Source organism: Microcystis aeruginosa FD4 (genome assembly GCF_009792235.1).
Classification (GTDB): domain Bacteria; phylum Cyanobacteriota; class Cyanobacteriia; order Cyanobacteriales; family Microcystaceae; genus Microcystis; species Microcystis viridis.
Map to the genome: position 1 here is coordinate 1514821 of NZ_CP046973.1, position 25482 is coordinate 1540302.

Consider the following 25482-nt stretch of genomic DNA (forward strand, 5'->3'; position numbering starts at 1 on the left):
ACAATTATTTGGTTTTCATGCTTCAACCGTTCGGCAAAAGCTCACGGCCGAAGCCCAACCTACGTTCATCTTATATTTAATTCCACCCACCCACTTACCTTTACCCTTTCTAATCAAAATTTACCTAATTTTAGAGGTGGATATATTAAATTGTCTGATTTTAGAGCAGATAATCAAGCACCCAAGGCATTAGAAGCAATAAAAATCCTAATTGTGGTTAGTTTTATCGCGCTTCTGCAAGTGATTTTAAGAAGATTCCAGTAAGTGCGATCGCTTATTGGGTGAGTGATAGAGTATTAGAAATTTTTGCCACTTCAGAAAAGTTAGTAAATATAGCTGAAATTAGAGTGGGATTAGATACAGGTAATAATGACTTATTTATAAAATATCGGAGAGAAGTTAATATAAATAATATTGGTTTTAATAAGAAAAATATAAATAATTTTATCGAGTTAAACAAGTTATAGGTTCCTCATACAAAGGGAGGAGAATATAGAAAATGACATGGAAATTTTGATGACATATCAAAATTCAATCAAAAGTATTATTCTCAATTAGAAAATTCAGGAAATCATTTACCCTCTAGACAATTTTATTTTAGAGAAGGTGCTAGTTATACAAGAATAAGTTCCTCGTTATTTTCTATTAGATATAGTCCACAGGGATTTGTTTTTAATTCAGCTTTTCCGACAATTTTTTGTCAAAAATATGATAAATTAGTCTTATTTTCAGCCTTATTATCAAGTAAGATAATAAATCTTTTTATGTCAGCAATGAGTCCAAATTTAAATTTTCAAGCTGGTTAAATTAGACAGATTCCCATTATCAACAATACAAGTAATGAAATTATAAACAATGCCGAAAATATCATGAGCTTAAGTCGCCAAGACTGTAACTCATAGAAAACCTCATGGGATTTTACCGACCTTACGCTTTTAACAGTAGATAGTGAAAACGCCGAACAAGCTCCCCACTTACCACTTCCCTGAAATAAACCTATCAAAACCTCCGCCAGAAATGGCAAGAAATGACCTTATAAATGCAAAAAATAGAGGAAGAAAATAACAGTATATTTATCGAAGCTTATGGACTACAAGACGCATTAACCCCCGAAGTTCCCTTAAAAGAAATCACCTTAACCTGTAACCCTCATTATCGTTATAACAGCGATAAACCCGAAGAAGAACTAGAAAACTTACTCTTAGCAGATACTATCAAAGAATTTATCTCCTACTCGGTGGGTTGTATGTTTGGGCGTTATTCTCTTGATAAAGAAGGCTTAATTTTAGCCAACCAAGGGGAAACCTTACAAGACTACCTTAAACAAATCCCAAAACCCACCTTTACCCCAACAGAAACCAATGTTATTCCTATCCTTGAGGAAGACTGGTTTAGTGATGTGATGATATAACCGAACAATTCCAGCAATTACTGCGGGTTACATTTGGGGAGTTAAACTATCAGCAAAACCTCAACTTTATCGAAGAAAAGCTCGGAAAATCCCTAGAAAAATACTTTATCAAAGACTTTTATGATGACCACGTTAAACGCTATAAAAAACGACCCATATATTGGTTATTTAGTAGCCCGAAAGGAACATTTAACCCCCTAATTTATCTCCATCGTTATCGCTCTGATACCGTCAGTATCGTCCTTAATAGCTATCTGCGGGAATTTCGGCTTAAACTAGAAGTAAAACTAGACACCTTCAAACAAATATAAATTAGTACAAGTGGGAATAAAACCGAAAAAACCAAAGCCTTACGAGAAAGCGAACAAATCAAGAAAATGATCGGAGAATTAGAAAACTACGAACAAGAAACCCTCTATCCTTTAGCTATCGCTCAGAAAGAAATAGACCTTGATGATGGGGTAAAAGTTAACTATACTAAATTAGGTAAAGCCCTTAAAAATATAACAGGATTAAGTTAAAGTAAACGGGTGTATCTCAATTTTGTAGAAAAATATAAGTAGGGAGGCACAATTATTTGTAGGATGGGTTAGCGCACTTCGTAACATAATTGGGCGTTGGGTTTCATGCTTCAACCGTTCGGCAAAAGCTCACGGCCGAAGCCCAACCTACGTTCATCTTATATTTAATTCCACCCACCTACTTATATTACATTTGGGCGCACGTGATATTAGATTTGGGCGCACGCGATGCGCCCCTACCATTGGCGCGATAATATTATCGTAGGGGCGAATTGCATTCGCCCTCTTTTAATAACTGCCGCTGCTCACCATTCACTTACCTTATTCCCGAAAATAAGATATATTAGGGATTGAGAAAATATTTGTCATTCCTGATTTAAGTATATTTGGCTGCCCAGAATAGTTATGCCTGCCCGTGATTATTACCATGATATTGTCAAAAAAGCCCTTCAAAAAGATGGGTGGACAATTACTCATGATCCTTATCGTATCAGGCTGGCGAGAAGAAAAAACCTATCTGTTGATTTAGGCGCAGAACGTCTAATTGCCGCCGAAAAAGGTTTAGAAAAAATTGCTATTGAAATTAAAAGTTTTCACAGTTCTTCAGAAATGAAAGATTTAGAAGAAGCCATTGGACAGTTGGTTTTATATGAACATTTATTAACTCGCTACGAACCCGAACGAAAGCTATATTTAGCCGTTCCTGAAGACGTGCGACAATCTATTTTTGAAGAAGAAGCAGGACAAGTTTTAATCGAAGATAAAATTATTCGTCTTTTTACTTTTAATGTCAATCAAGCGGAGGTTATGGTATGGATTACTTAACTAAAATTCAGCTGAAACAAGCCATTATTAAAGTTTTATAAGATTATCGCAATTTTTTAGGTTCGCATCCTGAAAGTGAAATTGAATTAGTGATTAATGAAACCAGAGATCACTACCTTTTAATTGAAACCGGCTGGCATCGTAACCAAAGAATCTACGGCACTCTAATTCATCGGAATATTATTGATAATAAAATCTGGATTCAACAAGATGTAACAGAAGAAGGTATTGCTAACGAATTAGTCAATCTTGGTATTTCTCCTCAGCAAATTGTCCTCGCTTTTAAAACTATTGAACGCCGTAAAATTACCAGTTTTGCTGTTTCTTAATCCCACTGTCACATCTAGCCTATTTTGAAGGTTAACCCCTTGAATTAGCCGATTAAACAAGCTTTAACTAGGGTTTGCGGCAAAAAGTTTTTCGTGGGTGTAGGGTGTAGGGTTTTACCCATTTTCATCTGGTAAATTACCTAATTTTTACGTCGTTCCTTTACCGGTGATTTTGATTTTTAAGTACCCACTCCCCACTTCCCAAGAGTTGTCTCAGGTGAGTTGGAAACTTCTTCACCTGACTAAGATTCGGTTTGACTCTCAGAAATGCTTTGTTTAATCCTTGTCGGGGAGAGAAAAATCCAGTCTCTTGCTCCTATTCCTACCCAACCCGATTTTGGAGTCGATTTTTTTCTCTCTTATCTTCCCTTAAAAACCCTATATATATGGGCGCACGGATTCCCATTGTACATAAACAATAAAGCAAGTCTCGCCATTTGTCAAGGGTTTTTAGAAAATCTCCCCTGCTCCCTTCACCCTTCTCTCCTCTCCCCATGCGAGCATTTTGGGCAATTAATCCGGTTCCTCTAGCCATTTTTGCCAGAGATCTGGACGACGTTCCTTAGTGCGATCGAGTTGTTGTTGATAGCGCCAATCAGCGATATCCTGATGATTACCCGATCGCAAAACCGGCGGCACTTGCCAACCGCGAAAGACCGGGGGCCGGGTATATTGGGGATAATCCAATAAACCTGCCTCAAAACTCTCCAATTTCAACGATTCTGCCTTACCTACCGTCCCGGGTAACAAGCGCGTCACCCCGTTAATAATCGCTAAAGCAGGGATTTCTCCACAAGTTAGGACAAAATCCCCTAAAGATACCTCTCTAGTCACCAAATGCTCACAAACCCGCTCATCTACCCCTTCATAATGCCCACAGATGAGAATTAACTGCTGATAACTACCGGCCCAAGTTTTCAGTAAAGCTTGATTGAGAGGTTCCCCCTGGGGAGTCATCAGCAGGATCTCCCGGGGTGGTAAAATTGCTAAAGACTCGATCGCCTCAAAAATTGGCTCTGGTTTTAATAACATTCCCACACCACCACCGTAGGGTTCATCATCGACGCGACGGTGTTTATCGTGGGCAAAATCCCGGAGATTGACCAAATTTACCCTAGCGATGTCGCGTTCGAGAGCTTTTGCCAACAACCCCGACTGCAGCGGTGAAGTAAAAAAATCGGGAAAGAGAGTAATAATGTCAAACTGCACGGGAAAAATTAAGGCCTAGACTGGGATAGTGTTTAATGTATCATTTTGTCACGGCTCGATCGGTTAAAATCTTGCTAATTTTGCGCTAGTCTATCTCGATAACATGATAGACTATGCTGTACTGTCTAGGGGTTTTTCTGGAGCTAGCTTGAGTGATCGAAGTCTAGCCTAGACTTAAAGTTAACTAACAGTCCGTCATTGCCAATCGAAGAAAATTGCTAAAATCGCCTCTACTATTGCTTGATGTCCCGAAAAATATTCCTAAACCGCATTTTTTTCCGTCAACCGTTCAGGGAAAATAACATTAAGATATTTGTCCATCTTCCCGAAAAACCTTCCATCCCTAAAAATGTCTATTCGTTCAGTGACATGATCATCGAGCTAGAAACCCAACATTCCCAAAATCCTACCCCCATATCTCTCAAAACGGCGATTTTAGTCATTGGTGGTGCCGAGGATAAAGTCCACGGTAAAGAGATACTGCACACCTTTTGGAATCGCGCCGGGGGTAGCGAAGCAGTGATCGCTATTGTTCCCTCCGCTTCCAGAGAACCGGTTTTAATCGGCGATCGCTATCAGAAGATTTTCGAGGAAATGGGGGCAAAATACGTCAAAGTTATCGATATTCGCGATCGTGTGCAGGGAGAAGACCCCCAATTCCAGGCCTACATCGAAGAGTGTACAGGTGTATTTATGACCGGAGGCGACCAGCTGCGTTTATGCGGTTTGCTCTCCGATACTCCCCTGATGGAAAGAATCAGACAAAGAGTGCAACGGGGAGAACTGACCCTAGCCGGAACTAGCGCCGGGGCCGCCGTTATGGGTCATCACATGATTGCTGGGGGCAGCAGCGGGGAAGCACCCAATCGCGCTCTAGTGGATATGGCCATGGGATTAGGTCTCATTCCTGAAGTCATTGTCGATCAACACTTCCACAATCGCAACCGCATGGCCCGGTTAATGAGCGCTATCTCTGGTTATCCCGAACGTTTAGGAATTGGCATCGATGAGGATACCTGCGCTATGTTTGAACGGGATGGCACGATGACAGTAATCGGCTGCGGTACAGTGACGGTAATTGATGCCAGGGAAATGTCCCACACCAACCACCATCACGTCACCGCGAACGAACCCCTGAGTCTGCATAATCTGCGGGTGCATATTCTTTCCTACGGTGATGGCTATCATCTCAAAAAACAGCAAGTGATCCCTAAATTGGGGGAAAAAAACTCCTGAAAAACTGTTCATAGTGAACAGTTTACCGATCTCGGAAACCCAGACAATAAACAACGGCTTCTTTGTGCTTCTCAACAGCGAACATCAGCTATATCATGAAAATTCTCAGAACCCAAACCCTGCGCGGTCCCAACTACTGGAGTATTCGTCGCGACAAGCTCATTGTTATGCGTCTAGATCTCGAAGATCTCGCCGAGAAGCCATCGAATGAAATCCCAGGCTTTTACGAGGGATTAATCGACGTTCTCCCCAGTTTAGTCGAACATTACTGCTCCCCCGGTTATCGCGGCGGTTTCTTTGAACGAGTCCGCACTGGCACTTATATGGGCCATATTATCGAACACATCGCCCTAGAATTGCAGGAATTGGCAGGAACTCCCGTCGGGTTTGGTCGCACTAGAGCCACCTCCACCCCCGGAGTCTATAACGTGGTATTTGAGTACGTTGACGAGCAAGCGGGACGTTATGCGGGTCGGGCTGCCGTGCGTTTGTGTCAATCCCTTGTGGATACGGGAACCTATTCTAAGGAAGAATTGGCCCAGGATTTAGCCGATTTACGCGATTTATGCAATAATGCCGCCCTTGGTCCGAGTACCGAAACCATCGTCAAAGAAGCACAAGCTAGAAATATCCCCTGGTTACTCCTGAGCGCTCGTTCCATGGTGCAATTGGGCTATGGAGTTCACCAAAAGCGCATTCAAGCCACTTTAAGCAGTTTTTCGGGGATTTTAGCCGTTGAGTTGGCCTGTGACAAGGAAGGCACAAAAACTATCCTCAAGGATGGTGGGATTCCAGTCCCCCGGGGTACGGTGATTCAATACTTGGATGAATTGCCAGCGGCAATCGAGGAAGTGGGAGGATTTCCCATCGTGATTAAACCCCTCGATGGCAACCACGGCCGCGGCATCAGCATCGATGTTAAAAATCAACAGGAAGCAGAAGAAGCCTATGATCTAGCCAGTGCCGCCTCGAAAACCCGCAGCGTGATCGTAGAAAGGTACTATAAAGGCAGTGATCACCGAATTTTAGTCATAAATGGCAAAGTTGCCGCCGTGGCCGAACGGATTCCCGCTCACGTCGTCGGTGATGGGCGCTCAACTGTAGAAGAATTAATCGAAATTACTAATCAAGATCCCAACCGGGGTGACGGTCACGCCAACGTTTTAACTAAAATAACCATTGACAAAACCGCCCTTAATGTGCTAGGAAAACAGGGCTATGAATTAACCAGCATTTTACCCCAAGGAGCGATCGCCTATCTGCGGGCCACCGCTAATTTAAGCACCGGCGGCATCGCTGTGGATCGTACGGACGAAATTCACCCCGAAAACGTCTGGATCGCCCAAAGAGTGGCAAAATTAATCGGTTTGGACATTGCCGGGATCGATGTGGTGACAGAGGATATCCGCAAACCCCTGAAAGAAGTGGACGGGGTAATCGTAGAAGTCAACGCCGCCCCCGGTTTTCGGATGCACGTCGCCCCTAGTCGCGGTTTACCCCGCAATATCGCCGCCCCAGTTATCGATATGTTATTCCCCCCCGGGACTCCCAGTCGCGTGCCAATTCTGGCAATTACGGGAACTAACGGCAAAACCACCACTAGCCGCTTAATTTCTCATATTTGCCGACAAACGGGGAAAGTAGTCGGATTTACCACGACGGACGGCGTATATATCGATGATTATCTGGTAGAAAAGGGCGATAACACTGGTCCCTACAGCGCCGGTATGATTTTGAAGGATCCCACAGTGGAGATTGCCGTGTTAGAAACGGCCCGGGGTGGTATCCTGCGATCGGGTTTAGCCTTTAATCAATGCGATGTGGGGGTGGTGTTAAATGTGGCCGCCGACCATTTGGGTATCGGTGATATCGACACCATCGAACAAATGGCGAAAGTAAAAAGCGTTATTGCCGAGGTGGTTAGCGCCGAGGGTTACGCGGTTTTAAATGCCGATGATCCCTTGACCGTTAGTATGGCCGAAAAAGTGAAGGGAAGAGTCGCTTATTTTTCCATGAGTCCCGATAACCCGATTATTCACGACCATATCCGTCGCGGTGGCATGGCCGCCATCTATGAGAATGGCTATCTGTCGATTCTAGAGGGAGAATGGACGCTGAGAATCGAGGAAGCGGTTAATATTCCCGTGACTATGCAGGGAATGGCTCCTTTTATGATTGCTAACGCCCTGGCCGCCTGTTTAGCCACTTTTGTGCAGGGTATCGATATCGAGTTAATTCGCCAAGGGGTGCGGACTTTTAAACCTTCCGTGGCCCAGACTCCCGGTAGGATGAACCTGTTTGACTTGGGACACCATCACGCTTTAATCGATTATGCCCATAATCCCGCCGGATACGAAGCCGTCGGCGGTTTTGTCGGCAATTGGCCCGGGGAAAAAGTCGGCGTGGTTGGGGGGCCGGGCGATCGACGTGATGATGATTTAATTTTATTAGGGAAATTATCGGCGCTTATGTTCGATCGAATTATTGTTAAGGAAGATAACGATACTCGCGGTCGCCGCCGGGGGGAAGTAGCCGATTTAATTCTCAGGGGAATTAGCCAAGAAAATGCCAGTATGCGGCCGGAAGTGATTCTCGATGAAACGGAGGCTTTAGAGAAGGCTTTAAGTACGGTTTCTGAGGGGGGTTTAGTGGTAATTTTCCCGGAAAGTGTCACCCAGGCGATCGATTTGATCGAGAAACATCGACTCCTGACCGATAATCAGGGTTAGAAGTTGGGAAAAAGGTGTGCATTGTAGTTATGGATAAAATGCCAAACAGCTTTCAATAGGATTAGTTTGACCAGTTTCTTTCCCGACTGGTCGATGACGTTTACTGGGAATTACTGTCTTATAGGACTCCCAAAAGTCTGTGTAAGCAACAGCACATTGTCGGTAAACACCAGATAAACTAACCCCAAAGTTTTTTGGCTGATTGACGACTCCTAGATTGTCGCCGTCTAACGCGCCCTAAATTCTGCCAAATGCAGATAGGAAAAACTCAGGCGATAGCTTTAACTTCAACGTTCAATTTCTCTAGCAGTGGCGGGACTTAATTCGCTCATTTTTTTTGATACTAAGCAAGACAATTTAAGGAATTCTTTAACTATAGCGTTTCTCACACCTGTGTGGCACATTTAAACCTTTGCTGATTGAACTTTTCAAGATCGATAATGTACCTCTTGCGAACAGGAAACGCTATATAGCAGTTCTAGGTGTTGGGGGTGGGGGTTTAGTTTTGGGGTATTAGTTGAAATTTCTCCATTTCCCTATCCTTGTCAATTGTGTATCAAAGCAGCGGCTCTTCTCGACTTTGTGTGATAATTTTTGCTTATGGAATCGTCAAATGCTTATCGGGTAACACTTTTAGGACTATTTTGTCGAAGAAACTATCATATAGACCTCGTTTCCACACAGAAACCAGAAGAGCCAAGCAGCTTGACATCCATATCTTGATAAAGTTATCAAAGTTACTCTGGTTTGAGACTATCTAAAATTAATTGTATATCTAAATCAAGAGCTTGAGCAATTTGTTCGATCGTTAATCCTAATCCTATTAGTTTGGGAACAGTTTCTAGTTTTGCTTTAATAACATTGTTTTCAGTTTTATAAATATTATAATTTTCCATTTCTCGATTATTAGAAGGGTTATGACAAAAAGTAACCTGATCAATTTTTACAGAATTTACTATGTTATTTGTACTACTCGTGGTAATAAATCTTTCAATTGCTGATCGAACAGTTGATTTATTTAATTCTTCCCCTAACACTTCCGAAAGAATGCGCCAAAGTTCATAGGCTTTATCTCTGGCATGACCTTCAGAACAATTATATTCTTCTGCTATTTTTGCATATTTCTGACCATCAAAAACGTTCTTTAAAATCCCTAATTGCAATGTATCGAGATGCTTTCCCGTGTGGTCAAAAACCAGATTATCAATAAGTGAGAAGACTTCTTGGGTATCCATGGGAGTAATGTTAAGATTTGGGGACATAATACCGTCATTATCCGTTATTTTCCGATATTTGCAAACATAGTTAACAAAACTTCCGACAATATCCGTTTTTTTCCGTCTTGAAATAATTTTAACTGGTTGATACATTGTCGGTAGTGTGGCTTGTTAGTTGTGTCAAATTTTCAGGAAATAAAATTATGCTCTATCCAACAAAAAAATCAATCAGTGTGTTGACTTTAGCAGGGTGTTTTTCAATCCTCCAGTTTACAGTAGGGGTAACTAATTCTAACGCACAAAGTAGTGAAGTTCAGCAATTGTTGAGAGAATTAAACCCTATAGAGGGGGAAGCTGAACAGCTAATACAGCGAATGATAGCTGAAGACTGGCAAAGAATTTATAGGCTTTCTTGTCAAGGATTAATTCAAGAGGCCAATCAACTCACGAAAAATGGAGATTATTGGGCGGCTCAAGTTAATATACCACATTATGCAGCTAGGGCATCGGGAAATTATGCCGCCTCTGAACGGAGATATCAAGAATATAATAGAAGATGTCGGTAATGCCAGTCCATTAATCGGGTGTATCTCAAAATGTTTTTAACCTCAAAGTCAAATCAAACTTATCGCTCAATTTGGTAAAAATCACATGAAAAGTATTCTCGTAACAGCTTCAGCATTTTTATTGGTCATGTCTCCTGTTAACCAAGCAAAAGCTTCTACTCCTGATAATGTACAAACTAAAAACATATTGTGTTTAGACGTTTCAACAAATCAAACTTTTGCTAATACCGAAACTATTTTGTTGGTACAGCAACCTGTAGACCCGGTGTATATTGCTCCATCAACAGGACCAGAGAGCAAATGTACTTATTATATAGTGCGTGGTAAAGATGGAAAAATTTATGACTGCCGAAAATGTACATATGGCGGGCCTTATTGTTTTAGAAGGGAGTAGTGCGACTGTTATTTAAGACTCTAGACATCTGGTCAACAGAACTTCTCGCAATACTTCACTTTTCATGTCTCTGGGGATGCAAGAGAAAACCCTATCCCCATTAGACGATTTAGCTTTAAGGGAAAAATGAAAAATAAACTACTATTGATCTTGAATGTCTTAAACTTATGTTTTTGCATAGCTTTAGCTACCTTGTTGGCTATTATGGGTGAGCCAATACCCGCATTGTTGATCGGATTTATTGTGTTTATCTTCCTAGGGATAGTTCTTGGAATAATCTTCCCAAGTCGGTAGCCTTAATATCTTAGCCCAGACTCTTGAAAAATGGCTTAAATTCATTTTAAATAGGTTGTTATAAACTTACTACTGTTGCTGTTCCTTTTGTTACTGTTGCCAAAACTTCTAAAACTTTAGGAACCAAAGGCTTTAAATCAGCCAAACGATTTGATTGTGATTGTAAAATAATAATAGCTAGATTAAACTGCGGTAAATTTTGCTCAAACGGCAAATTCTTATCCACTGTAATAAAAATATCAAATTCTTGTGAAGCTAAACCTAACAGTTGACCATTCTTGATCCCAGTCCATCCCATTTGCGGAACAGTTTTGATATTATAACCTGTAAACTCCCTCATTAATCTTCGGTCAATACATTCATCTAAAAGAAGCCTCATTTCACGCTACCCTATCAATAAGCTCTTTTTCAAATTCTTCAAGTAAGCTAATAACTCGTTCTCTTGTTACCGTTGGAAAACCCTCTAAAAAATCATCAATTGATTCTCCTGCTTTAAGATAATCAAAAAGTGTTTGTATCGGAACTCTAGTACCTGAAAAAACAGGAACACCACTCATAGTTTCAGGAGATACATGGATAAGAGGAGAATATTTAGCCATTTTGATTACCTTCTTAGCTTCTACAGAGTAGATTAACCCAGAGTAATGCGTCTTGTCTTCATATTCTAGCCTAGATCCTTGAAAAATGGGTTAAACTGATGCTAAATAGGTTAGGGAAGTGACTTTCAGTTAATGATGCTAAAAATGAACAATAATCTAAAATCAAGCCGATAATGACTAAATGCAACCGACGGAAGCCCAACTTAGACAACTCTATCACCTAATTTCAATAAAGTCCAAAAACTATGGACGGGTAGGTTCTCTATGGGAGGGGATGGGGGTGATTCCATTCTCGACCCCTAACTATCAGCTAACGATTTTTAAAAGCTTCGATCGCCGCCGGCAAAGTATAGTAAATTCTCTCCTCGCTAATTTTATCTAACAAGCGAGAACGTTGCAATTGTAAGTACAGATCGTGTTTAACCCTAGCGAGGGCGAAAACTATACCCTGTCTTGATAATTCCGCTGCTAATTCCTCGAGAACCTCCACGGCTGTACTATCCAATTCCCCAAGGGCCTCCGTATTCAAAACAAACCATTCTACCGGTTTTGTCTCCCGGGCAATGGCGTTGAGGGCGCGACGTTTAAAGTCGGCCGCATTAGCAAAAAATAAGGGGGCATCATAACGATAGATAACTAACCCCGGTATTGTTTGCGCTTCCGGCCAATCCTGGAGCGCGTGTAAACCCATCACCCCCGGGACTGTACCCAAGACCGCATCATCAGGCCGAGTAATGCGGGCCAATAAATCGATAACCGAGAGACCGATGGCGATGGCAACCCCGCTTAAAATCCCCGTGGTTAGCACCCCCACCATTGTCAGGACAGCGAGATTAAACTCACTATTGCGAAAGCTTTTTAGTCGTTTAGCGCCCGTAATATCCACCAGTTTACAGGCCGCATAAATCACCAGCGCACCCAAAGCGGCCTTGGGAAAGAGTGCCAGTAGTGGACCGAGGGAGAAAATGACCGCCACCACCACCACTGCCACCACCAGGGAGTAAATCTGACTTTTACTGCCCACCGAATCGCCCACCGCGGTGCGACTGGCGCTGCTGCTGATGGGAAATCCCTGACAAAAACCCGCCGCCAGATTCCCCAGTCCCAGGGCTAAAAATTCTTGATTGGCATCGATTTCTTGGTTATGACGTGCGGCGAAGGCTCTAGCGGTCAAGACGTTATCGGAATAGCCCACCAGAGCAATGCCGACGGCTGCGGTCACTAGGGGTAGTAATTGGGAAAAATCTAGGGTTGGTAAGCCAAAATTGGGCAAAGTCTTGCTAATTTTCCCCACTACTGCCACCCCTTCTCCATCGAGATGGAAGGTGGCGACGGCGAGGGTTCCCAGTAAAACCGCCAGCAAGGGACCCGGTGCTTTGGGAAAATATTTTTGGATGACAAATAGAAATAGTAGCAGCAATAGAGCGAGGCTAAGGGTTGGCCAGTGCCATTGGTTTATTCCCCAGAAAAAAGCTAAAATTTCTTTAAAAACCGTATTTTCACGGATTGACAAACCACTAATTTTACCCAGTTGTCCCGCAATCATGATCACCGCCACTCCCGCCATATAACCGATCAGGATCGGTTTGGAGAGTAAATTAGCTAAAAATCCCAAGCGGGCGACATAAGCGACCAAACAGATTAAACCGACCATTAGGGCTAAAAAAGCCGCTAAACTGCCGTAATTTTCCCCTTGAAGGCTCACCATCGGTGCGATCGCTGCCGCCGTCATCACTGCCGTGGTCGATTCTGGTCCGAGGGATAGTTGCGATGAGGAGCCGAAAAGGGCGTACACTAGGGCAGCCGGCACGAGAGTCCACAATCCCACCACCGGCTCGACCCCGGCCAGGTCGCCGTAGGCCATACACTGGGGAATAGCGTAGGCCGCCACGGTGACACCGGCGAGGAGATCTCGGCCCAGCCACTGCCATTGATAGGAGCGCAGGTTTTTTAGCCCGGGTAAATCAGGAAAATCGACTCGTCGGGAGTTTTTACTCATATTTTCTCTGTCAACGGCGACTTAACCTAATTTTAACGGAAGAATTAGCTAGGGTCTGCTGAAAAAGTTTGTTGGTGGGGGCAGGGTGTGGGGTGTGGGGTGTGGGGTGTAGGGTTTTACCGATTTTGAGGTAGTCAGTTACCTAATTTTCAGGGAAAAAGTCCCAGAATTTTACCCCCGATCACTCCAATGGTCAGCACTTTTTGAGGGGAAAAAAGTCTAAAAGCCTTATCCAACAAGGTTTTTAGATTTATTCAGCCAGCCCTGGCTAGGAAAGGCCTTGAGGCTGAGATATTTTCTGTCAGCAGGATATTTATACCATTTTAGTCGCAATTTTGGTTAAATTGGCTAAATATACTCGGAAATATCCTCTTGACAATCATCAGCCAAGTATGATAATGCGCGGAAGCGTAAACCGACTAATTGCTCGTAGAGAGGATTTAACTTGCACAGGGGCGGAATATGGACTAATTTATGACCAAACAGCACGATATCGCGTTCAAAAGGACATTGAGGCGGCACCATTTTGCAGATAAACCGGGCCAGACGCGGATCGTGCATTTCTACCCCATCCAACCAGTCTTTGAGGGGATGAAGCAGATCCGGGTGGGGATGTTCGGCACTGATAAACTCGGATTTCTTTGCTTCCGTGGTAATTTCGGGAATTTCACAGACAGTATGTTCTAAAGCTGACAGGGCCTCGATTTCTAACCCGAAAGCATCCCGATAAGTATGGAGTAATTGCGCTTCTGCGGGGGAATAAATGCCATCGGCGATCGCTACCATAACCGCCGTGCGGAGGAAGTTTTCTGATATTTTGGGGTCATGACCGAAACTTGCGGCCAATTCTTCGGGACTAATCGATTGATAGAGAACGTGGTCGTCATCTAATTCTAATTCGTGAGCGAAACGGGCGATCGATTCCTGTTCGCTGGTGCTATAATCCCCATCACACCAGGCAATTGTCAGTAATCCCCGTAACCAGTCCCTAACTTGTTCGTTAGTGTAGCGGTATTGAACAGAGCTAACCATAGGTATTGCTAAAACTGATTTCTAGTTTCTCAACTTAATTCTACCCATCGCCCCCGGATTCTAGTGGACCCCGTTCACATCATGTAACCATTGCAACTATCCTTATGGTCAGCTCGGAATTTTTTGTTTTTCAGCCGGCATAATCGGGCAATTTTCGTCCCTAGGAGCAGGGGTAAGGGTTGGTGCTTTTTGCTCCTTCCCCACCCGCGTCAGTCCTGGTGAAAAGGTGGATTTCTGGGATTAACGTCCAATCCCGAGGTAACGGAAACCGGCTGCTGTCACCACAGCAGGATCGAGGAAATTGCGACCATCAATCAACACGGGTTCGCGCATGGTTTTAGCCATTTTGCCGTAGTCAAGACGGAGGAATTCTTGCCATTCCGTCACCACCACCAAAGCGTCACAACCATCGGCCAATCTTTCCGGATCCGATTCGATAATCACACCACTGAGACCGTGACTTAAACCACTTTGGGAAACGATCGGATCATAAGCTTTTACCTTAGCACCTAAACGATTTAACTGTTCAATCATGGTTAAAGCTGGAGCATCGCGCATATCATCGGTATCGGGTTTAAAAGTTAATCCCAACAAACCGACGGTTTTACCCTTGAGGATTTTTAATTCCTGTTGCAGTTTTTCGATGGCGATTGTCCGTTGACGTTTGTTAACATTGATGGCGGCGTTAAGTAATTCCGTTTCGTAACCGTAGTCTTCTGCGGTATGTACCAAAGCTGACACATCTTTAGGGAAACAGGAACCTCCCCAACCGATTCCGGCCGAGAGGAACTTGCTGCCGATACGGGAATCTAAACCGATACCTTTAGCCACTTGGGTGACATCGGCCCCCACGCGATCGCAGATGTTAGCTACTTCGTTAATAAAGCTAATTTTGGTGGCTAGGAAGGCATTAGCGGCGTATTTAATCATTTCCGCCGAACTGAGATCCGTAACCACCACGGGAACGGGAGGCAAGGAGGGATCGTCAGCGAATTGGCGTTCAACCAAAGGCGCGTACAATTCCTTCATCATTTCAATGGCTTTCGGGTTATTACTGCCTAAAACAATGCGATCGGGGTTAAAAGTATCATAAACTGCCGAACCTTCCCGTAAAAATTCGGGATTGCTGACCACATCGAATTCCGCTTCAATACGTTCTAATGTACTAATGCCACCAGCGGCCACGAGATTTTTCTGTCTCTCGGCCACGCCATCGAGGACGATCATCCGTACCCAATCCCCAGAACCGATGGGAACAGTAGACTTATTGACGATTACTTTATAACCACCGTTGAGATGGGCCCCAATACCCCGGGCCACCGCTTCCACATAACGGGTGTCACTTTCCCCCGTGGGTAGTGCGGGTGTACCAACAGCGATAAAGAGGATTTCGCCGTGTTTAACTCCCGCTTCTAGATCCGTGGAAAATTCCAGATTGCCGGAGGCTGCCGAAGACTGCATTAATTCTGATAACCCCGGTTCATAGATGGGGGATTGTCCCGATTTCATCAATTTGACTTTTTCTTCATTGTTGTCAATACAGATGACATGATGGCCGATATGTGCTAGGCAAACCCCAGTGACTAAACCCACATAACCGGTTCCGATAACACAAACACGCATGATAATTACTCCAGTGACAATTCAGTTAAAATTCATTGATTAGGGATTAGCTGAGACGAGAACGGAAATCCTCGATCGTCATTTTTAAACCCTGAGTTAGAGGAATAGTGGGACTCCAATCCAGATAGGTTTTAGCACGAGTGATATCCGGTTGTCGTTGCTTGGGATCATCTTCCGGCAGCGGTTTATAGACCAATTCGGCCTCGGGATTAATCATGCCTTGGATCACTTGCGCTAATTCCAGAATTGTGTATTCGTCGGGATTGCCTAAATTAACTGGCCCGATAAAATCCCCATTCATCAAACGCATTAACCCTTCCACCAGGTCAGAAACATAGCAAAAACTGCGGGTTTGCGAACCTTGACCATAAACCGTCAGAGGTTCACCGCGCAAAGCTTGCACCACTAAATTACTCACCACTCGACCATCGTTTTCCAGCATTCGCGGGCCGTAGGTGTTGAAAATCCGGGCCACCCGGATATCGACCTTATGCTCCCGATAATACTCAAAAGCCAGGGTTTCCGCCACCCGTTTACCTTCGTCATAACAGGAACGTGGTCCGATGCAGTTGACATTGCCTCGATATTCTTCCGTTTGCGGATGCACATCGGGATCGCCATAGACTTCTGAGGTAGAAGCGAGCAAAAATCGCGCTTTTACCCTTTTAGCTAGGCCCAGCATATACATAGTCCCTAAAACATTGGTTTTAATCGTTTTTACGGGGTTGTATTGATAGTGGATTGGGGAAGCAGGACAGGCCAGGTGATAAATCTGATCGACTTCTAAACGGATCGGCTCGGTGATATCGTGACGAATTAGCTCAAAATAAGGATTTCCTAGCCATTTAACGATATTTCGGCGCGTCCCCGTGTAGAAGTTATCCAGACAGATCACTTCTTGACCCTGTTCCATCAAGCGATCGATTAGATGGGAACCGATAAAACCCGCACCACCTGTAACTAGGATTCTCATGTAATCGCAAAGTACACATATAAAATTATTCTTAAAATACCCTTACGCTGGTTTTTTGGCAAATATTTTTTTTGACGGGGTGTTAAGTATCAGTGATCAGTGATCAGTTATCAGTTATCAGCGATCGCCGATTCAAGGCTAATAGCTGAATAATGGCTCGGCAATCCTTAAAATGGAAATAACACGCAAATTTGAGACTAGATTATGAACAGTGGCGAGCAAAATAAGCTATTTATCCTGATCGATGGGCATTCTTTGGCTTTTCGTGCCTATTATGCCTTTGCTAAGTCTCGTTCTGGCCCTCTGCGTACTTCTACTGGCATTCCCACCAGTGTTTGTTTTGGGTTTTTAAACTCTCTGATGCAGTTACTTGAAACTCAAAAACCCACTTATTTGGCAGTCGCTTTTGATTTAGCAGTCCCTTCTTTTCGCCACGAAGCTGATGTCAATTATAAGGCTAATCGGCAAGAAACTCCCGAAGAATTTCGCCCCGATTTAACTAATCTGCAAAGTCTCTTGGCAGCGATGAATATTCCTATTGTTACTTCTCCGGGTTACGAAGCAGATGATGTTTTAGGAACTTTGGCAAAACAAGCTGGTGATAATGGTTATACAGTCAAGATTTTAACAGGCGATCGAGATTTATTTCAATTGGTAGATGAGGAGAAAAAAACCACGGTTCTCTATCTGGATATTAATGCAGTCAAAAGTACATCGGGACAGGGTTATACAGAATTTAATTCCCAAGCTGTCACGGAAAAGTTAGGGGTGACACCAAAACAGGTAGTAGATTTTAAAGCTCTTTGCGGTGACAAGTCTGATAATATACCGGGAGTGCGCGGAATTGGCGAAAAAACAGCGATAGATTTATTAAAAAAATACGATAACTTAGAGGATATCTATACCAATCTGGAATCGATCAAGGGAATGGTAAAAACTAAATTATTAGAGGGCAAAACCGCCGCCGAAAGTTCTCGCTATTTAGCTAAAATTGCCCTTGATGCCCCCGTTAGCCTCGAAGAGGATAAATTTCGTCTCCGAGGTTTTGATCGGCGTTTAGTTAAACCTTTATTGGCAAGATTGGAGTTAAAGAAAATTCTCCAGAAACTCGATCAAATTCAACAGCATCTAGGTGGCACTCCTACCCTAGAATTAACTAGCGATGCTGATTCTAATCAATTGTCTCTGTTTGATTTACCCCCTATTTCTCCATCGGTTCTAATTACTCCCGACATTATTGATACTATTCCTAAGTTAGATGCTTTACTGGCCAAATTAACAACCTTCACTAATCCACATTTTCCCGTCGCTTGGGACACTGAAACCACAGATTTAAATCCTCGTGTAGCCAAATTAGTCGGCATCGGTTGCTGTTGGGGAAAAGAATTAAATGCTCTGGCCTATATTCCTATCGGTCACAGTACAGGCGATAATTTAAATCTAGAAATAGTCCTAGAAAAATTACGCCCAATTTTAGCGGGTGATAATTATCCGAAAGTCTTCCAGAATGCGAAATTTGATATTGATGTTTTTTATCATCAAGGAATTACCGTTAAAGGTCTAGTTTTTGATACTATGGTGGCTAGTTATGTCCTCCATCCCGAACTAACTCATAATCTCGAAGATTTATGCGATCGCTATTTAGACGGTATCACTTCCCTTAGTTATAAAAGTCTCGGTATTCCTGGGGGAAAAACCATCGCTGATTTAGATATTCCCTCCACTGCCAACTACTGCGGATTAGATGCCTACGCTACCTATTTACTTCGAGAAAAATTACAGGCAGAATTAACTAAAATTCCCTCTTTATATCAATTATTCTCAGAGGTGGAATCTCCCTTAGTCATGGTGCTGTGGCAGATGGAAAATTATGGTATAAAAATTAATGTCAATTATCTAAAAAACTTGTCCCAGCAACTAGAAAGAGACTTAGCAGACATAGAAAAAAATGCTTATGAATCTATCGGAGAAACTTTTAATCTTAGCTCTCCTAAACAGTTAAGTGAAATCCTCTTTGAGCGATTAGCACTCAATCGCAAAAAATCCAGAAAAACTAAAACAGGTTACTCTACCGATCAAAGTGTTTTAGAGAAACTACAAGGCGATCATCCCTTAGTTGATTATATCCTTGAACATCGCACCTTATCCAAATTAAAATCCACCTATGTGGATGCTTTACCGAAATTAGCCGAACCAAAAACCGCACGAGTGCATACAGATTTTAATCAAACCATCACCAGCACTGGACGCTTATCATCCTCCAATCCTAACCTACAAAATATCCCCATTCGCAGTGAATTTTCCCGACGAATTCGTCAAGCTTTTATTCCCGAAGATGGTTACTTATTAGTGTCAGCGGACTACTCACAAATCGAGTTAAGAATTCTTGCTCATCTCAGTCAAGAACCAGTTTTATTAGAAGCGTATCGTAGTAATCAAGATGTTCATAAAGTCACCGCTCAATTGCTCTTTGATAAAAGAGAAATTACGCCAGAAGAACGCAGTTTAGGAAAAACCATTAACTTCGGGGTTATTTATGGCATGGGAGCGCAAAAATTCGCCCGTGAATCGAAACTAACCGTAGAACAAGGCAGAAAATTTATTGAAAAATATCATCAACGTTATGCCCAAGTATTTGAGTATTTAGAGAATAGCAAAAAACAAGCGATCGCTCAGGGATATGTAGAAACAATTTTGGGTAGAAGACGTTATTTTAACTTTGATAATCCCCTCTTAAAAAGACTGCGGGGACTGTCCTTACATGACATCGATTTAGATAGCCTCAAACTCAACAACGAGGAGGCACAATTATTAAGATCGGCTGCTAATGCGCCCATTCAGGGTTCCAGTGCTGATATTATTAAAGTAGCGATGGTAAAATTGGCCGAGGTACTGCAAAATTATCGAGCGAGATTACTGCTGCAAGTCCATGATGAATTAGTCTTGGAAGTACCGAGAGAAGAATGGCCATCCCTAGAGTCAAAAATCAAGACGACTATGGAAGAAGCTGTCTCCTTGACAATCCCTCTCTTGGTAGAAATAAAAGCTGGTGACAATTGGATGGAAACCAAATAAAACTATGATCGAAAACAGACAATTTTTAACCCCAGAAGAATCCGCAGATGTAGACGCTGCCCTGTTGACTTCTCCCGAAAAATTCCTGACTCGTTTAACGATTTCTTCCCTACGCTTACTAAAAATAATCGCCGAAGATACGGGAGTAACCCTAGAAGAACTAACCCATAAACAGGTCATCCAATGGCTAGAAAAAGATAGTAAACTGCGTCGGGAACAGGGGATCGAAGCGGCAGTGCTGAAATGGTAAATAAACTCTTAAAAAATCAGCTACCCCTGACAATTTATGCTAGTTTTTAGCTATAAAGTTACTGGAGTGACAACAATGACAATTACCCTAAAAGTGCCTAGTATTGCCTGTGAAGGTTGCGCTAATACCATTACTAAAGCGATTAACAATCAGCAACCAGCAGCCCAAATATCGGTGGATGTAGCCAATAAAATCGTCACGGTAGAAACCACCGCATCCCCCGCAGAAATTGCCCAATGGATCAGCGAAGTCGGCCATACGGTTGAGTCTGGAAGTGAGAGTTGACATCCTCCCCCGTTAAAAATAGACCTCTGGTAAAAATCCAGGGTAGTTCTATGTTTGTGTTGATCAGATTAGTTTGACTCCCAAGCTTTCTAGTTGTTGGTTTATCCAAGCGGTTGCCGTTTCTTCATCGGTTTCTATTTCTAATAGTTGTTTGGATTTTTGCTTTAAAAGCACTCTTAGAGCAAAGGTGCGATCGCTTTTAAAAGTTCTGTTAATTGATTTTTCCATCAGTATAGCGCAAAATACGCCTGATAGAATTTACAATGAGGCATAGATAATCTGTGCTGATTCCAAAATGTTTTTAGATCTTAGCCAGTTATCACTCCGTTTGAGCGCTGCTTTCACAATTAAATCTACTTTTCGATTGAAAATTGCTTGCAGTTCATCGCGCATTTGTAGGGTTTCGGTTAAACCTCGTTTAGCAGTTGGGGAAAAGGTAATTAAAATATCAATATCACTATCTGGACGGAAATCTTCGCGTAAAACTGAACCAAATAATGCCAATTCGGTGACTTGCCACTTTTTACAAAATGCTTTAATTTGCTCCATTGGTAGATTTATTTTTGTGTTCATCAAATTAGTTTGACTTGCAAGCTTTCTAGTTGTTGGTTTATCCAAGCAGTTGCAGTTTCTTCATCGGTTTCTATTGCTTTTTCTACTCCTATTTTAGCAATTTCTAATAGTTGACTTAAAAGGGAGATTGATGATTTGAATGAGTCAGAATCAGTGAGAATTAGCAGGTTATGATGCTGAGGATGCGTTTTTATGGGTCAATCGTCTAGGTTTCTCCTTAGTTCGGTTTTGGGGTGATGAGATTCATGAGCGCTTAATGGAGAATTTGAATGAATTTTTATGACGAGGTATCGTCATTGTTATCAGTTTTTTTACTTCGTAAATCTACCCATAGATGTCTTAAATTAAATGGACTAGGTGGCACCTCAGGACGTTCTAGTTGATGGTCAAGACGACTCACATCATTTTGCCATCCTTCCGGCGATAAAGTTAAATCTATAATGGTTAGTTGTGAACAATGCTTATTAACTTCATTTAAAATTTCTTTTAATTCCATATTTTGAATATAACCAATCATTGCTCCCGAACTGACAGATTTTCCATAACCCCATTCAGCTAAAATAAATCTTTGTATGCCTTTTAAAACATAATCTTTTTGAAATTTTGACGAAGGAGAACCTAATCGTTTAGCTTCTAAAGTATAGTACCTAGACATCCTCTCAGGATTTATCTCATGTGAATCCCGCATTTCCCACTGAAAATCAGGTTTTTTGTCTTCTCGTCTAGATCGACTTGCATCATCACTAACAGGCTGATTTTGACCTTGATATATGGGAGAACAGGAAAGCCCTTGTTTATCATTCTGACAATTTAGCCTACGAACTAACATAAAAAGCTGACGACTTAAATCATCTTCTTTATCCGGCAAATCTGTGCTTTCTTGAAGTAATTTTAAAGCACGACTAAAAAGCTCCAAAACTCTCTTTTCATGATTACCCCATATATCTTTTTTTAATAAACTTGGTTTTGTCATAAGTTTAGCTCATTTCTTGAGATTCTTGTAAGTTAATAATTTGAAGCATTGTTGCCTCCGCATCCTCACGCGCCATGCTACGAGTCCAGAATCTTCGTTCATTGCGCTTAATAATAATGATTTCTGTATCAGAAACCGAACGAACTAAACCATCAAGATAAATTTGATGGCTATTATAGGGAACTAATAAACCGTTTTCTTGTCTTGCTAATTGATCAATAATTTCTATCCATTGTTTTTGATCTGATTGGGAGACAGGTTGAGGTTTTTCTCCATACTCTTGTGTAGAGAAAATAACGGCTAACATAGGATTTTCTAACCCCTGAAATTGAGGACGAATAATCTGCCAACTGAATTCACCATCAGGTTCTAATTCTCGATTCCAAATATCTAAAAAGGCTTGTAAATAACCTTCTAATCCTTTTTGAGTTTGACGGTTTTTATTAATATCGTTGAGAAGTCCTTGATTTTGTTGAGGATAGCTTTCAACAGGTTTTACTGCTTTACTGTTGATATGATTATAGTAAAACTCTATCCCTACATCACACATATCACGAATGAGATCCCGTTCAGCAATGGTGAGATCATAGACATCAAATATTGCCTCATCTAATTGATATTCTAATTCAGTGAGTTCTGCTTTTATTTGTTCTGGAGTTTTTCCTTCAGGATGTTTCACACTATACTTTATAGGATTCCAATTCTGTAATTGCTCAACAATATTGATAACTTTTTCCCGAATACCTTGATCCTTTGGAAAAATAATCGGCAAACTTAAATATTCATCCTTATAAATTCCATCATGCCATATTCCCCATTTGCTAGAAGTCAGAAAAAAGTAATAACGAGATAATGAAGACCATAAAGTTCCTAATATAATTTTATATTTCCATTCTTCAGCATCATGTAACTTGATACAATTTACTGAATTTGTAAAACTGAAGTTTTCTGATTCTAATCGAGCAATAATTTCTCCTTTTTTTCTAGATGCTTGACTAATGCCATGTTTAATCAATAATCTTTCACCATAGAATAAAGATTCATTCGCTATACGATGCACTTTTTTGGGAGATGATGTAAACCAGTCTTTTTGAATAGAAGAATAACGTTGAAATTTGGGAATCGGTAGATTTTGATATTTAGATAGCCATTGTGGTGCTGAATAAGCACTTCCAGTTGTAAACCCTTGACCACTATTGTTAGGATCATGTAATTCTTTTAATGCTGGAGCTAAAGTTATACCTTGAATTAAACCAGCATCTTGATGATTTCCCCAATAATAAATTTTCCATAAAGAATCATTATAAAATAGTTCACTTTGTCTGATACCACGACGATCCATAACACTCAAAATAACAGCTTGCACATTTTTAATCATAGCTGTTTTTTTAGCAGACCAATAAGTGACAACTTGATCTTTTAAGGTTAACTCTGTCTGATTGACTTTCTGAAAAATAATTGAAGCAAAAGGAGAAATTGAAGCACTAGATTGGTTTTTATTACCAGATTTAAAGAAAATATCACGAACATGAGCAAAATTGACAACTTCTTTTAATAAGACACTGTTTAACCATTTTTGTCTAAATTCTTTGCTTTTATCATGGGTCTTAAAGAAAATACCTGTTGATACCACTAATGCTGACCATCCATTATCTTTTAAAAAATCAAATACTCTCCAGATAAACGCTTGAGAACGTTCTTTATCTCCAACTGGATAATCACGTTCTTGACACCATTGTAAAGCGATATTTAATTCCTGTGTGCTTTTTCTATCGGTCGTTTTAGGAGATCCCCAAGGAGGATTACCGACAACAACATCAGCACATTGACTGCTAAAATTTCTAGATAATATCACATCTTCTGAGTTAGAAAATTCTTGAAAAGCATTATCGCAGACTAAATTATTAAAGTGATTATCCTCAGATAACCCATTCGGTTGATAAATTAAAAAGGGTAATTTTTGACCTTGTTTAATTTGTAATAAAATGTCTGGAGGCTCTTGATAATTTAATAAAGCAAGATATAGACTAAATGCAGTAATTCTGATAGCTTCTGAATTAATTTCTATGCCAGCTATCTGATTTTTTAAGATTTCTCTTAACTCTTGCCAACTTAATCGCTGTCGCTGATTTTGATAGACTCGATGTCTCACAATTCTCCGAAATGCTTCCACTAAAAAGATTCCTGAACCACAACAAGGATCAAGAATACGGGGATGAGTTGTCAAACAATCTGACGTTAAAACTTTAGACAAGACAAATTCTACTAATGAACTCGGTGTATAATGCGTCCCATTATCAATATTTTCTGTATTTGACTCATGATAAAATTCTTCATAAATACTACTAATTAAAGAAATAGGAATTATATCAAATTTATAAGCCCAGAAAAATAATTTTTTTTGTTGATCAATATTTCCCTGTAAAAATTCTTGTAAGAGAGATAAATGCTGTTGCTCAACAGATTCCGCTTCTTGTTCATCAGAAGGGAACATATCTCCGTTAAAATCTTGACTCAACCGATTAAATAAAGCATAGGTAAAACTTTTATCACTTAATATTTTGATATAATGTTGTTTAGCTTCAGTTTCCATATTTAACTGATCATCAGGAGCATTAAGTAAGGCTTTCCATGTTGCATTGTTTTGTGCTATTGCTTCAAAATACTCTTGAGTTAAAATTCCTCTATCTTCCAAATAGCGAATAAAAATTGATCTACCAATTAAAGCATGAGCATATTTACGTTTATTTTCGCTTAATCCTCCACGAATTAAGGCTAAACGAACTGTTTTTAAATCTTTGATCAGTGATTGATCAGCACGTTGATTAGATGTTTCAAAACGCTCATCCTCAAAAAGCTTCCCTGATTCAATTTGTTCCCGTCTGTATTGATAAAGTTTTGAAGTTACTTCAAGTATGTTTTGGGCAACTTCTAACGGTCTATTATTTTTCTTCCAATCTTCTATATTTCTGGCAGGTGGTTTGGTTAGATCGTAAATAGCTAGTTCACCTTCTTTCGCTAAAAATAGGTAACTTGGTCTAGCCATACACCATATTTTATTAAAGATTTGCCGTACTTTTTCATCTTCTTGAGTATCGCATTTAGCAAAAATAATCACAGGATTATTATTAACAAAAAAAACTTTTTCTGCTTCAACTTGCTTGGCTAATTCCAACCAATCTCCTTTTTCTATCCACTCTTCTAAAGTTATTTCTGACAATGACACTTTTGAACTCACTAAGTCGCCTTGACTAAAATCGAGTTCATTATAAGCAGATTCTAACAATTCATAAGCAGAAGTAGCTGTCATCATCTTGAGTAAATCACCGGTAATAGTTGATTGTGTTGGTTAGAGTCACACAACCTAAT

At 41.2% G+C, this 25482-nt stretch carries 23 protein-coding genes and 2 pseudogenes; 12 read left to right on the forward strand and 13 right to left on the reverse strand.

The window, feature by feature from the left end; translation table 11 throughout:
• Positions 1-281: 281 nt before the first annotated feature.
• The 5 genes and pseudogenes from GQR42_RS07760 to GQR42_RS07775 all read left to right on the forward strand — a co-directional run bounded on the left by GQR42_RS07760 (position 282) and on the right by GQR42_RS07775 (position 3086).
• On the forward strand, positions 282-467 hold the full coding sequence (locus tag GQR42_RS07760) for a hypothetical protein (RefSeq protein ID WP_158199520.1): 186 nt from the start codon (positions 282-284) through the stop codon (positions 465-467).
• 572 nt (positions 468-1039) lie between these two features.
• Positions 1040-1411, forward strand: a complete 372-nt coding sequence (locus tag GQR42_RS28480; RefSeq protein ID WP_233271317.1) for a BREX-1 system adenine-specific DNA-methyltransferase PglX — start codon at positions 1040-1042, stop codon at positions 1409-1411.
• A 377-nt stretch (positions 1412-1788) separates the two neighbouring features.
• Positions 1789-1932, forward strand: coding sequence for a BREX-1 system adenine-specific DNA-methyltransferase PglX (locus GQR42_RS28485; RefSeq protein ID WP_233271318.1), 144 nt, complete (start codon positions 1789-1791; stop codon positions 1930-1932).
• Positions 1933-2337: 405 nt separating this feature from the next.
• Positions 2338-2757 carry a XisH family protein gene (locus GQR42_RS07770; RefSeq protein ID WP_158199521.1) on the forward strand — a complete coding sequence of 140 codons (420 nt, stop codon included), beginning with the start codon at positions 2338-2340 and terminating at the stop codon, positions 2755-2757.
• A pseudogene (locus GQR42_RS07775) lies at positions 2745-3086 on the forward strand (XisI protein). The gene GQR42_RS07770 and the pseudogene GQR42_RS07775 overlap by 13 nt, the downstream one beginning before the upstream one ends.
• Positions 3087-3599: 513 nt before the next feature.
• Here GQR42_RS07775 and trmD read toward each other — a convergent pair.
• Positions 3600-4295 carry a tRNA (guanosine(37)-N1)-methyltransferase TrmD gene (trmD, locus tag GQR42_RS07780; RefSeq protein WP_158199522.1) on the reverse strand — a complete coding sequence of 232 codons (696 nt, stop codon included), beginning with the start codon at positions 4293-4295 and terminating at the stop codon, positions 3600-3602.
• Between the two features lie 369 nt (positions 4296-4664).
• Here trmD and GQR42_RS07785 point away from each other — a divergent pair, with 369 nt between their 5' ends.
• Positions 4665-5531 (forward strand): cyanophycinase, encoded by an 867-nt coding sequence (locus GQR42_RS07785; protein ID WP_158202425.1) that lies wholly within the window; start codon positions 4665-4667, stop codon positions 5529-5531.
• Between the two features lie 95 nt (positions 5532-5626).
• Complete coding sequence (cphA, locus tag GQR42_RS07790; protein ID WP_158199523.1) at positions 5627-8260, forward strand: cyanophycin synthetase; 2634 nt, start codon at positions 5627-5629, stop codon at positions 8258-8260.
• A 61-nt stretch (positions 8261-8321) separates the two neighbouring features.
• Here the strand turns inward: cphA and GQR42_RS07795 are convergent.
• Together GQR42_RS07795 and GQR42_RS07800 are read right to left on the reverse strand one after the other, a co-directional pair.
• A pseudogene (locus GQR42_RS07795) lies at positions 8322-8474 on the reverse strand (ISNCY family transposase); the annotation flags it as partial.
• A gap of 523 nt (positions 8475-8997) precedes the next feature.
• Positions 8998-9495, reverse strand: coding sequence for a hypothetical protein (locus GQR42_RS07800; RefSeq protein ID WP_158199524.1), 498 nt, complete (start codon positions 9493-9495; stop codon positions 8998-9000).
• Positions 9496-9680: 185 nt separating this feature from the next.
• Here GQR42_RS07800 and GQR42_RS07805 point away from each other — a divergent pair, with 185 nt between their 5' ends.
• Entirely contained in the window at positions 9681-10043 is a 363-nt protein-coding gene (locus tag GQR42_RS07805; protein ID WP_158199525.1) for a hypothetical protein, read from the forward strand.
• Positions 10044-10128: 85 nt separating this feature from the next.
• Positions 10129-10437 carry a hypothetical protein gene (locus tag GQR42_RS07810; RefSeq protein WP_002746172.1) on the forward strand — a complete coding sequence of 103 codons (309 nt, stop codon included), beginning with the start codon at positions 10129-10131 and terminating at the stop codon, positions 10435-10437.
• A gap of 352 nt (positions 10438-10789) precedes the next feature.
• On the opposite strand, the gene GQR42_RS07815 is transcribed toward GQR42_RS07810, so the two are convergent.
• The 6 genes from GQR42_RS07815 to GQR42_RS07840 all read right to left on the reverse strand — a co-directional run bounded on the left by GQR42_RS07815 (position 10790) and on the right by GQR42_RS07840 (position 16957).
• Entirely contained in the window at positions 10790-11110 is a 321-nt protein-coding gene (locus GQR42_RS07815) for a DUF5615 family PIN-like protein (protein ID WP_002781446.1), read from the reverse strand.
• Position 11111: 1 nt separating this feature from the next.
• The gene (locus GQR42_RS07820; RefSeq protein WP_158199526.1) at positions 11112-11330 is read right to left on the reverse strand and encodes a DUF433 domain-containing protein; all 219 of its coding nucleotides are present in this window, start codon (positions 11328-11330) and stop codon (positions 11112-11114) included.
• A gap of 310 nt (positions 11331-11640) precedes the next feature.
• Entirely contained in the window at positions 11641-13329 is a 1689-nt protein-coding gene (locus GQR42_RS07825; protein ID WP_158199527.1) for a SulP family inorganic anion transporter, read from the reverse strand.
• Between the two features lie 348 nt (positions 13330-13677).
• On the reverse strand, positions 13678-14361 hold the full coding sequence (locus tag GQR42_RS07830) for a Mo-dependent nitrogenase C-terminal domain-containing protein (protein WP_158199528.1): 684 nt from the start codon (positions 14359-14361) through the stop codon (positions 13678-13680).
• Between the two features lie 240 nt (positions 14362-14601).
• The gene (locus GQR42_RS07835) at positions 14602-15984 is read right to left on the reverse strand and encodes a UDP-glucose dehydrogenase family protein (RefSeq protein WP_158199529.1); all 1383 of its coding nucleotides are present in this window, start codon (positions 15982-15984) and stop codon (positions 14602-14604) included.
• Positions 15985-16030: 46 nt separating this feature from the next.
• On the reverse strand, positions 16031-16957 hold the full coding sequence (locus tag GQR42_RS07840; RefSeq protein ID WP_158199530.1) for a UDP-glucuronic acid decarboxylase family protein: 927 nt from the start codon (positions 16955-16957) through the stop codon (positions 16031-16033).
• A gap of 204 nt (positions 16958-17161) precedes the next feature.
• Here GQR42_RS07840 and polA point away from each other — a divergent pair, with 204 nt between their 5' ends.
• Genes polA through GQR42_RS07855 form a run of 3 tightly spaced genes read left to right on the forward strand, consistent with a single transcriptional unit; the run spans position 17162 to position 20567 of the window.
• Positions 17162-20032, forward strand: a complete 2871-nt coding sequence (gene polA, locus GQR42_RS07845; RefSeq protein ID WP_158199531.1) for a DNA polymerase I — start codon at positions 17162-17164, stop codon at positions 20030-20032.
• 4 nt (positions 20033-20036) lie between these two features.
• A complete protein-coding gene (locus GQR42_RS07850; RefSeq protein ID WP_002736270.1) occupies positions 20037-20282 on the forward strand; it encodes a hypothetical protein in 246 nt (81 codons plus the stop codon).
• Positions 20283-20318: 36 nt separating this feature from the next.
• On the forward strand, positions 20319-20567 hold the full coding sequence (locus GQR42_RS07855) for a heavy-metal-associated domain-containing protein (protein WP_158199532.1): 249 nt from the start codon (positions 20319-20321) through the stop codon (positions 20565-20567).
• Between the two features lie 63 nt (positions 20568-20630).
• Here GQR42_RS07855 and GQR42_RS07860 read toward each other — a convergent pair whose 3' ends face one another.
• The 4 genes from GQR42_RS07860 to GQR42_RS07875 form a co-directional block, all read right to left on the reverse strand.
• The gene (locus GQR42_RS07860; protein WP_158199533.1) at positions 20631-20795 is read right to left on the reverse strand and encodes a hypothetical protein; all 165 of its coding nucleotides are present in this window, start codon (positions 20793-20795) and stop codon (positions 20631-20633) included.
• A 30-nt stretch (positions 20796-20825) separates the two neighbouring features.
• Positions 20826-21116 carry a nucleotidyltransferase family protein gene (locus tag GQR42_RS07865; RefSeq protein WP_158202426.1) on the reverse strand — a complete coding sequence of 97 codons (291 nt, stop codon included), beginning with the start codon at positions 21114-21116 and terminating at the stop codon, positions 20826-20828.
• A 301-nt stretch (positions 21117-21417) separates the two neighbouring features.
• Positions 21418-22113, reverse strand: a complete 696-nt coding sequence (locus GQR42_RS07870) for a hypothetical protein (protein WP_158199534.1) — start codon at positions 22111-22113, stop codon at positions 21418-21420.
• A gap of 4 nt (positions 22114-22117) precedes the next feature.
• Positions 22118-25426, reverse strand: coding sequence for an HsdM family class I SAM-dependent methyltransferase (locus GQR42_RS07875; protein ID WP_158199535.1), 3309 nt, complete (start codon positions 25424-25426; stop codon positions 22118-22120).
• Between the last annotated feature and the right edge of the window lie 56 nt (positions 25427-25482).

Excerpts from the sequence above, each read along its gene's own strand:
- polA (WP_158199531.1), top strand. The coding sequence starts at position 17,162 with ATGAACAGTGGCGAGCAAAATAAGCTATTTATCCTGATCGATGGGCAT.
- GQR42_RS07820 (WP_158199526.1), bottom strand. The coding sequence starts at position 11,330 with ATGGCTAAATATTCTCCTCTTATCCATGTATCTCCTGAAACTATGAGT.
- GQR42_RS07810 (WP_002746172.1), top strand. The coding sequence starts at position 10,129 with ATGAAAAGTATTCTCGTAACAGCTTCAGCATTTTTATTGGTCATGTCT.
- GQR42_RS07870 (WP_158199534.1), bottom strand. The coding sequence starts at position 22,113 with ATGACAAAACCAAGTTTATTAAAAAAAGATATATGGGGTAATCATGAA.
- GQR42_RS28480 (WP_233271317.1), top strand. The coding sequence starts at position 1,040 with ATGCAAAAAATAGAGGAAGAAAATAACAGTATATTTATCGAAGCTTAT.
- GQR42_RS07785 (WP_158202425.1), top strand. The coding sequence starts at position 4,665 with ATGATCATCGAGCTAGAAACCCAACATTCCCAAAATCCTACCCCCATA.
- GQR42_RS07875 (WP_158199535.1), bottom strand. The coding sequence starts at position 25,426 with ATGATGACAGCTACTTCTGCTTATGAATTGTTAGAATCTGCTTATAAT.
- GQR42_RS07835 (WP_158199529.1), bottom strand. The coding sequence starts at position 15,984 with ATGCGTGTTTGTGTTATCGGAACCGGTTATGTGGGTTTAGTCACTGGG.
- GQR42_RS07840 (WP_158199530.1), bottom strand. The coding sequence starts at position 16,957 with ATGAGAATCCTAGTTACAGGTGGTGCGGGTTTTATCGGTTCCCATCTA.
- GQR42_RS07865 (WP_158202426.1), bottom strand. The coding sequence starts at position 21,116 with ATGGAGCAAATTAAAGCATTTTGTAAAAAGTGGCAAGTCACCGAATTG.
- GQR42_RS07805 (WP_158199525.1), top strand. The coding sequence starts at position 9,681 with ATGCTCTATCCAACAAAAAAATCAATCAGTGTGTTGACTTTAGCAGGG.
- GQR42_RS07855 (WP_158199532.1), top strand. The coding sequence starts at position 20,319 with ATGCTAGTTTTTAGCTATAAAGTTACTGGAGTGACAACAATGACAATT.
- GQR42_RS07770 (WP_158199521.1), top strand. The coding sequence starts at position 2,338 with ATGCCTGCCCGTGATTATTACCATGATATTGTCAAAAAAGCCCTTCAA.
- cphA (WP_158199523.1), top strand. The coding sequence starts at position 5,627 with ATGAAAATTCTCAGAACCCAAACCCTGCGCGGTCCCAACTACTGGAGT.
- GQR42_RS07850 (WP_002736270.1), top strand. The coding sequence starts at position 20,037 with ATGATCGAAAACAGACAATTTTTAACCCCAGAAGAATCCGCAGATGTA.
- GQR42_RS07800 (WP_158199524.1), bottom strand. The coding sequence starts at position 9,495 with ATGGATACCCAAGAAGTCTTCTCACTTATTGATAATCTGGTTTTTGAC.
- GQR42_RS07815 (WP_002781446.1), bottom strand. The coding sequence starts at position 11,110 with ATGAGGCTTCTTTTAGATGAATGTATTGACCGAAGATTAATGAGGGAG.
- GQR42_RS07825 (WP_158199527.1), bottom strand. The coding sequence starts at position 13,329 with ATGAGTAAAAACTCCCGACGAGTCGATTTTCCTGATTTACCCGGGCTA.
- GQR42_RS28485 (WP_233271318.1), top strand. The coding sequence starts at position 1,789 with ATGATCGGAGAATTAGAAAACTACGAACAAGAAACCCTCTATCCTTTA.
- GQR42_RS07860 (WP_158199533.1), bottom strand. The coding sequence starts at position 20,795 with ATGGAAAAATCAATTAACAGAACTTTTAAAAGCGATCGCACCTTTGCT.
- GQR42_RS07830 (WP_158199528.1), bottom strand. The coding sequence starts at position 14,361 with ATGGTTAGCTCTGTTCAATACCGCTACACTAACGAACAAGTTAGGGAC.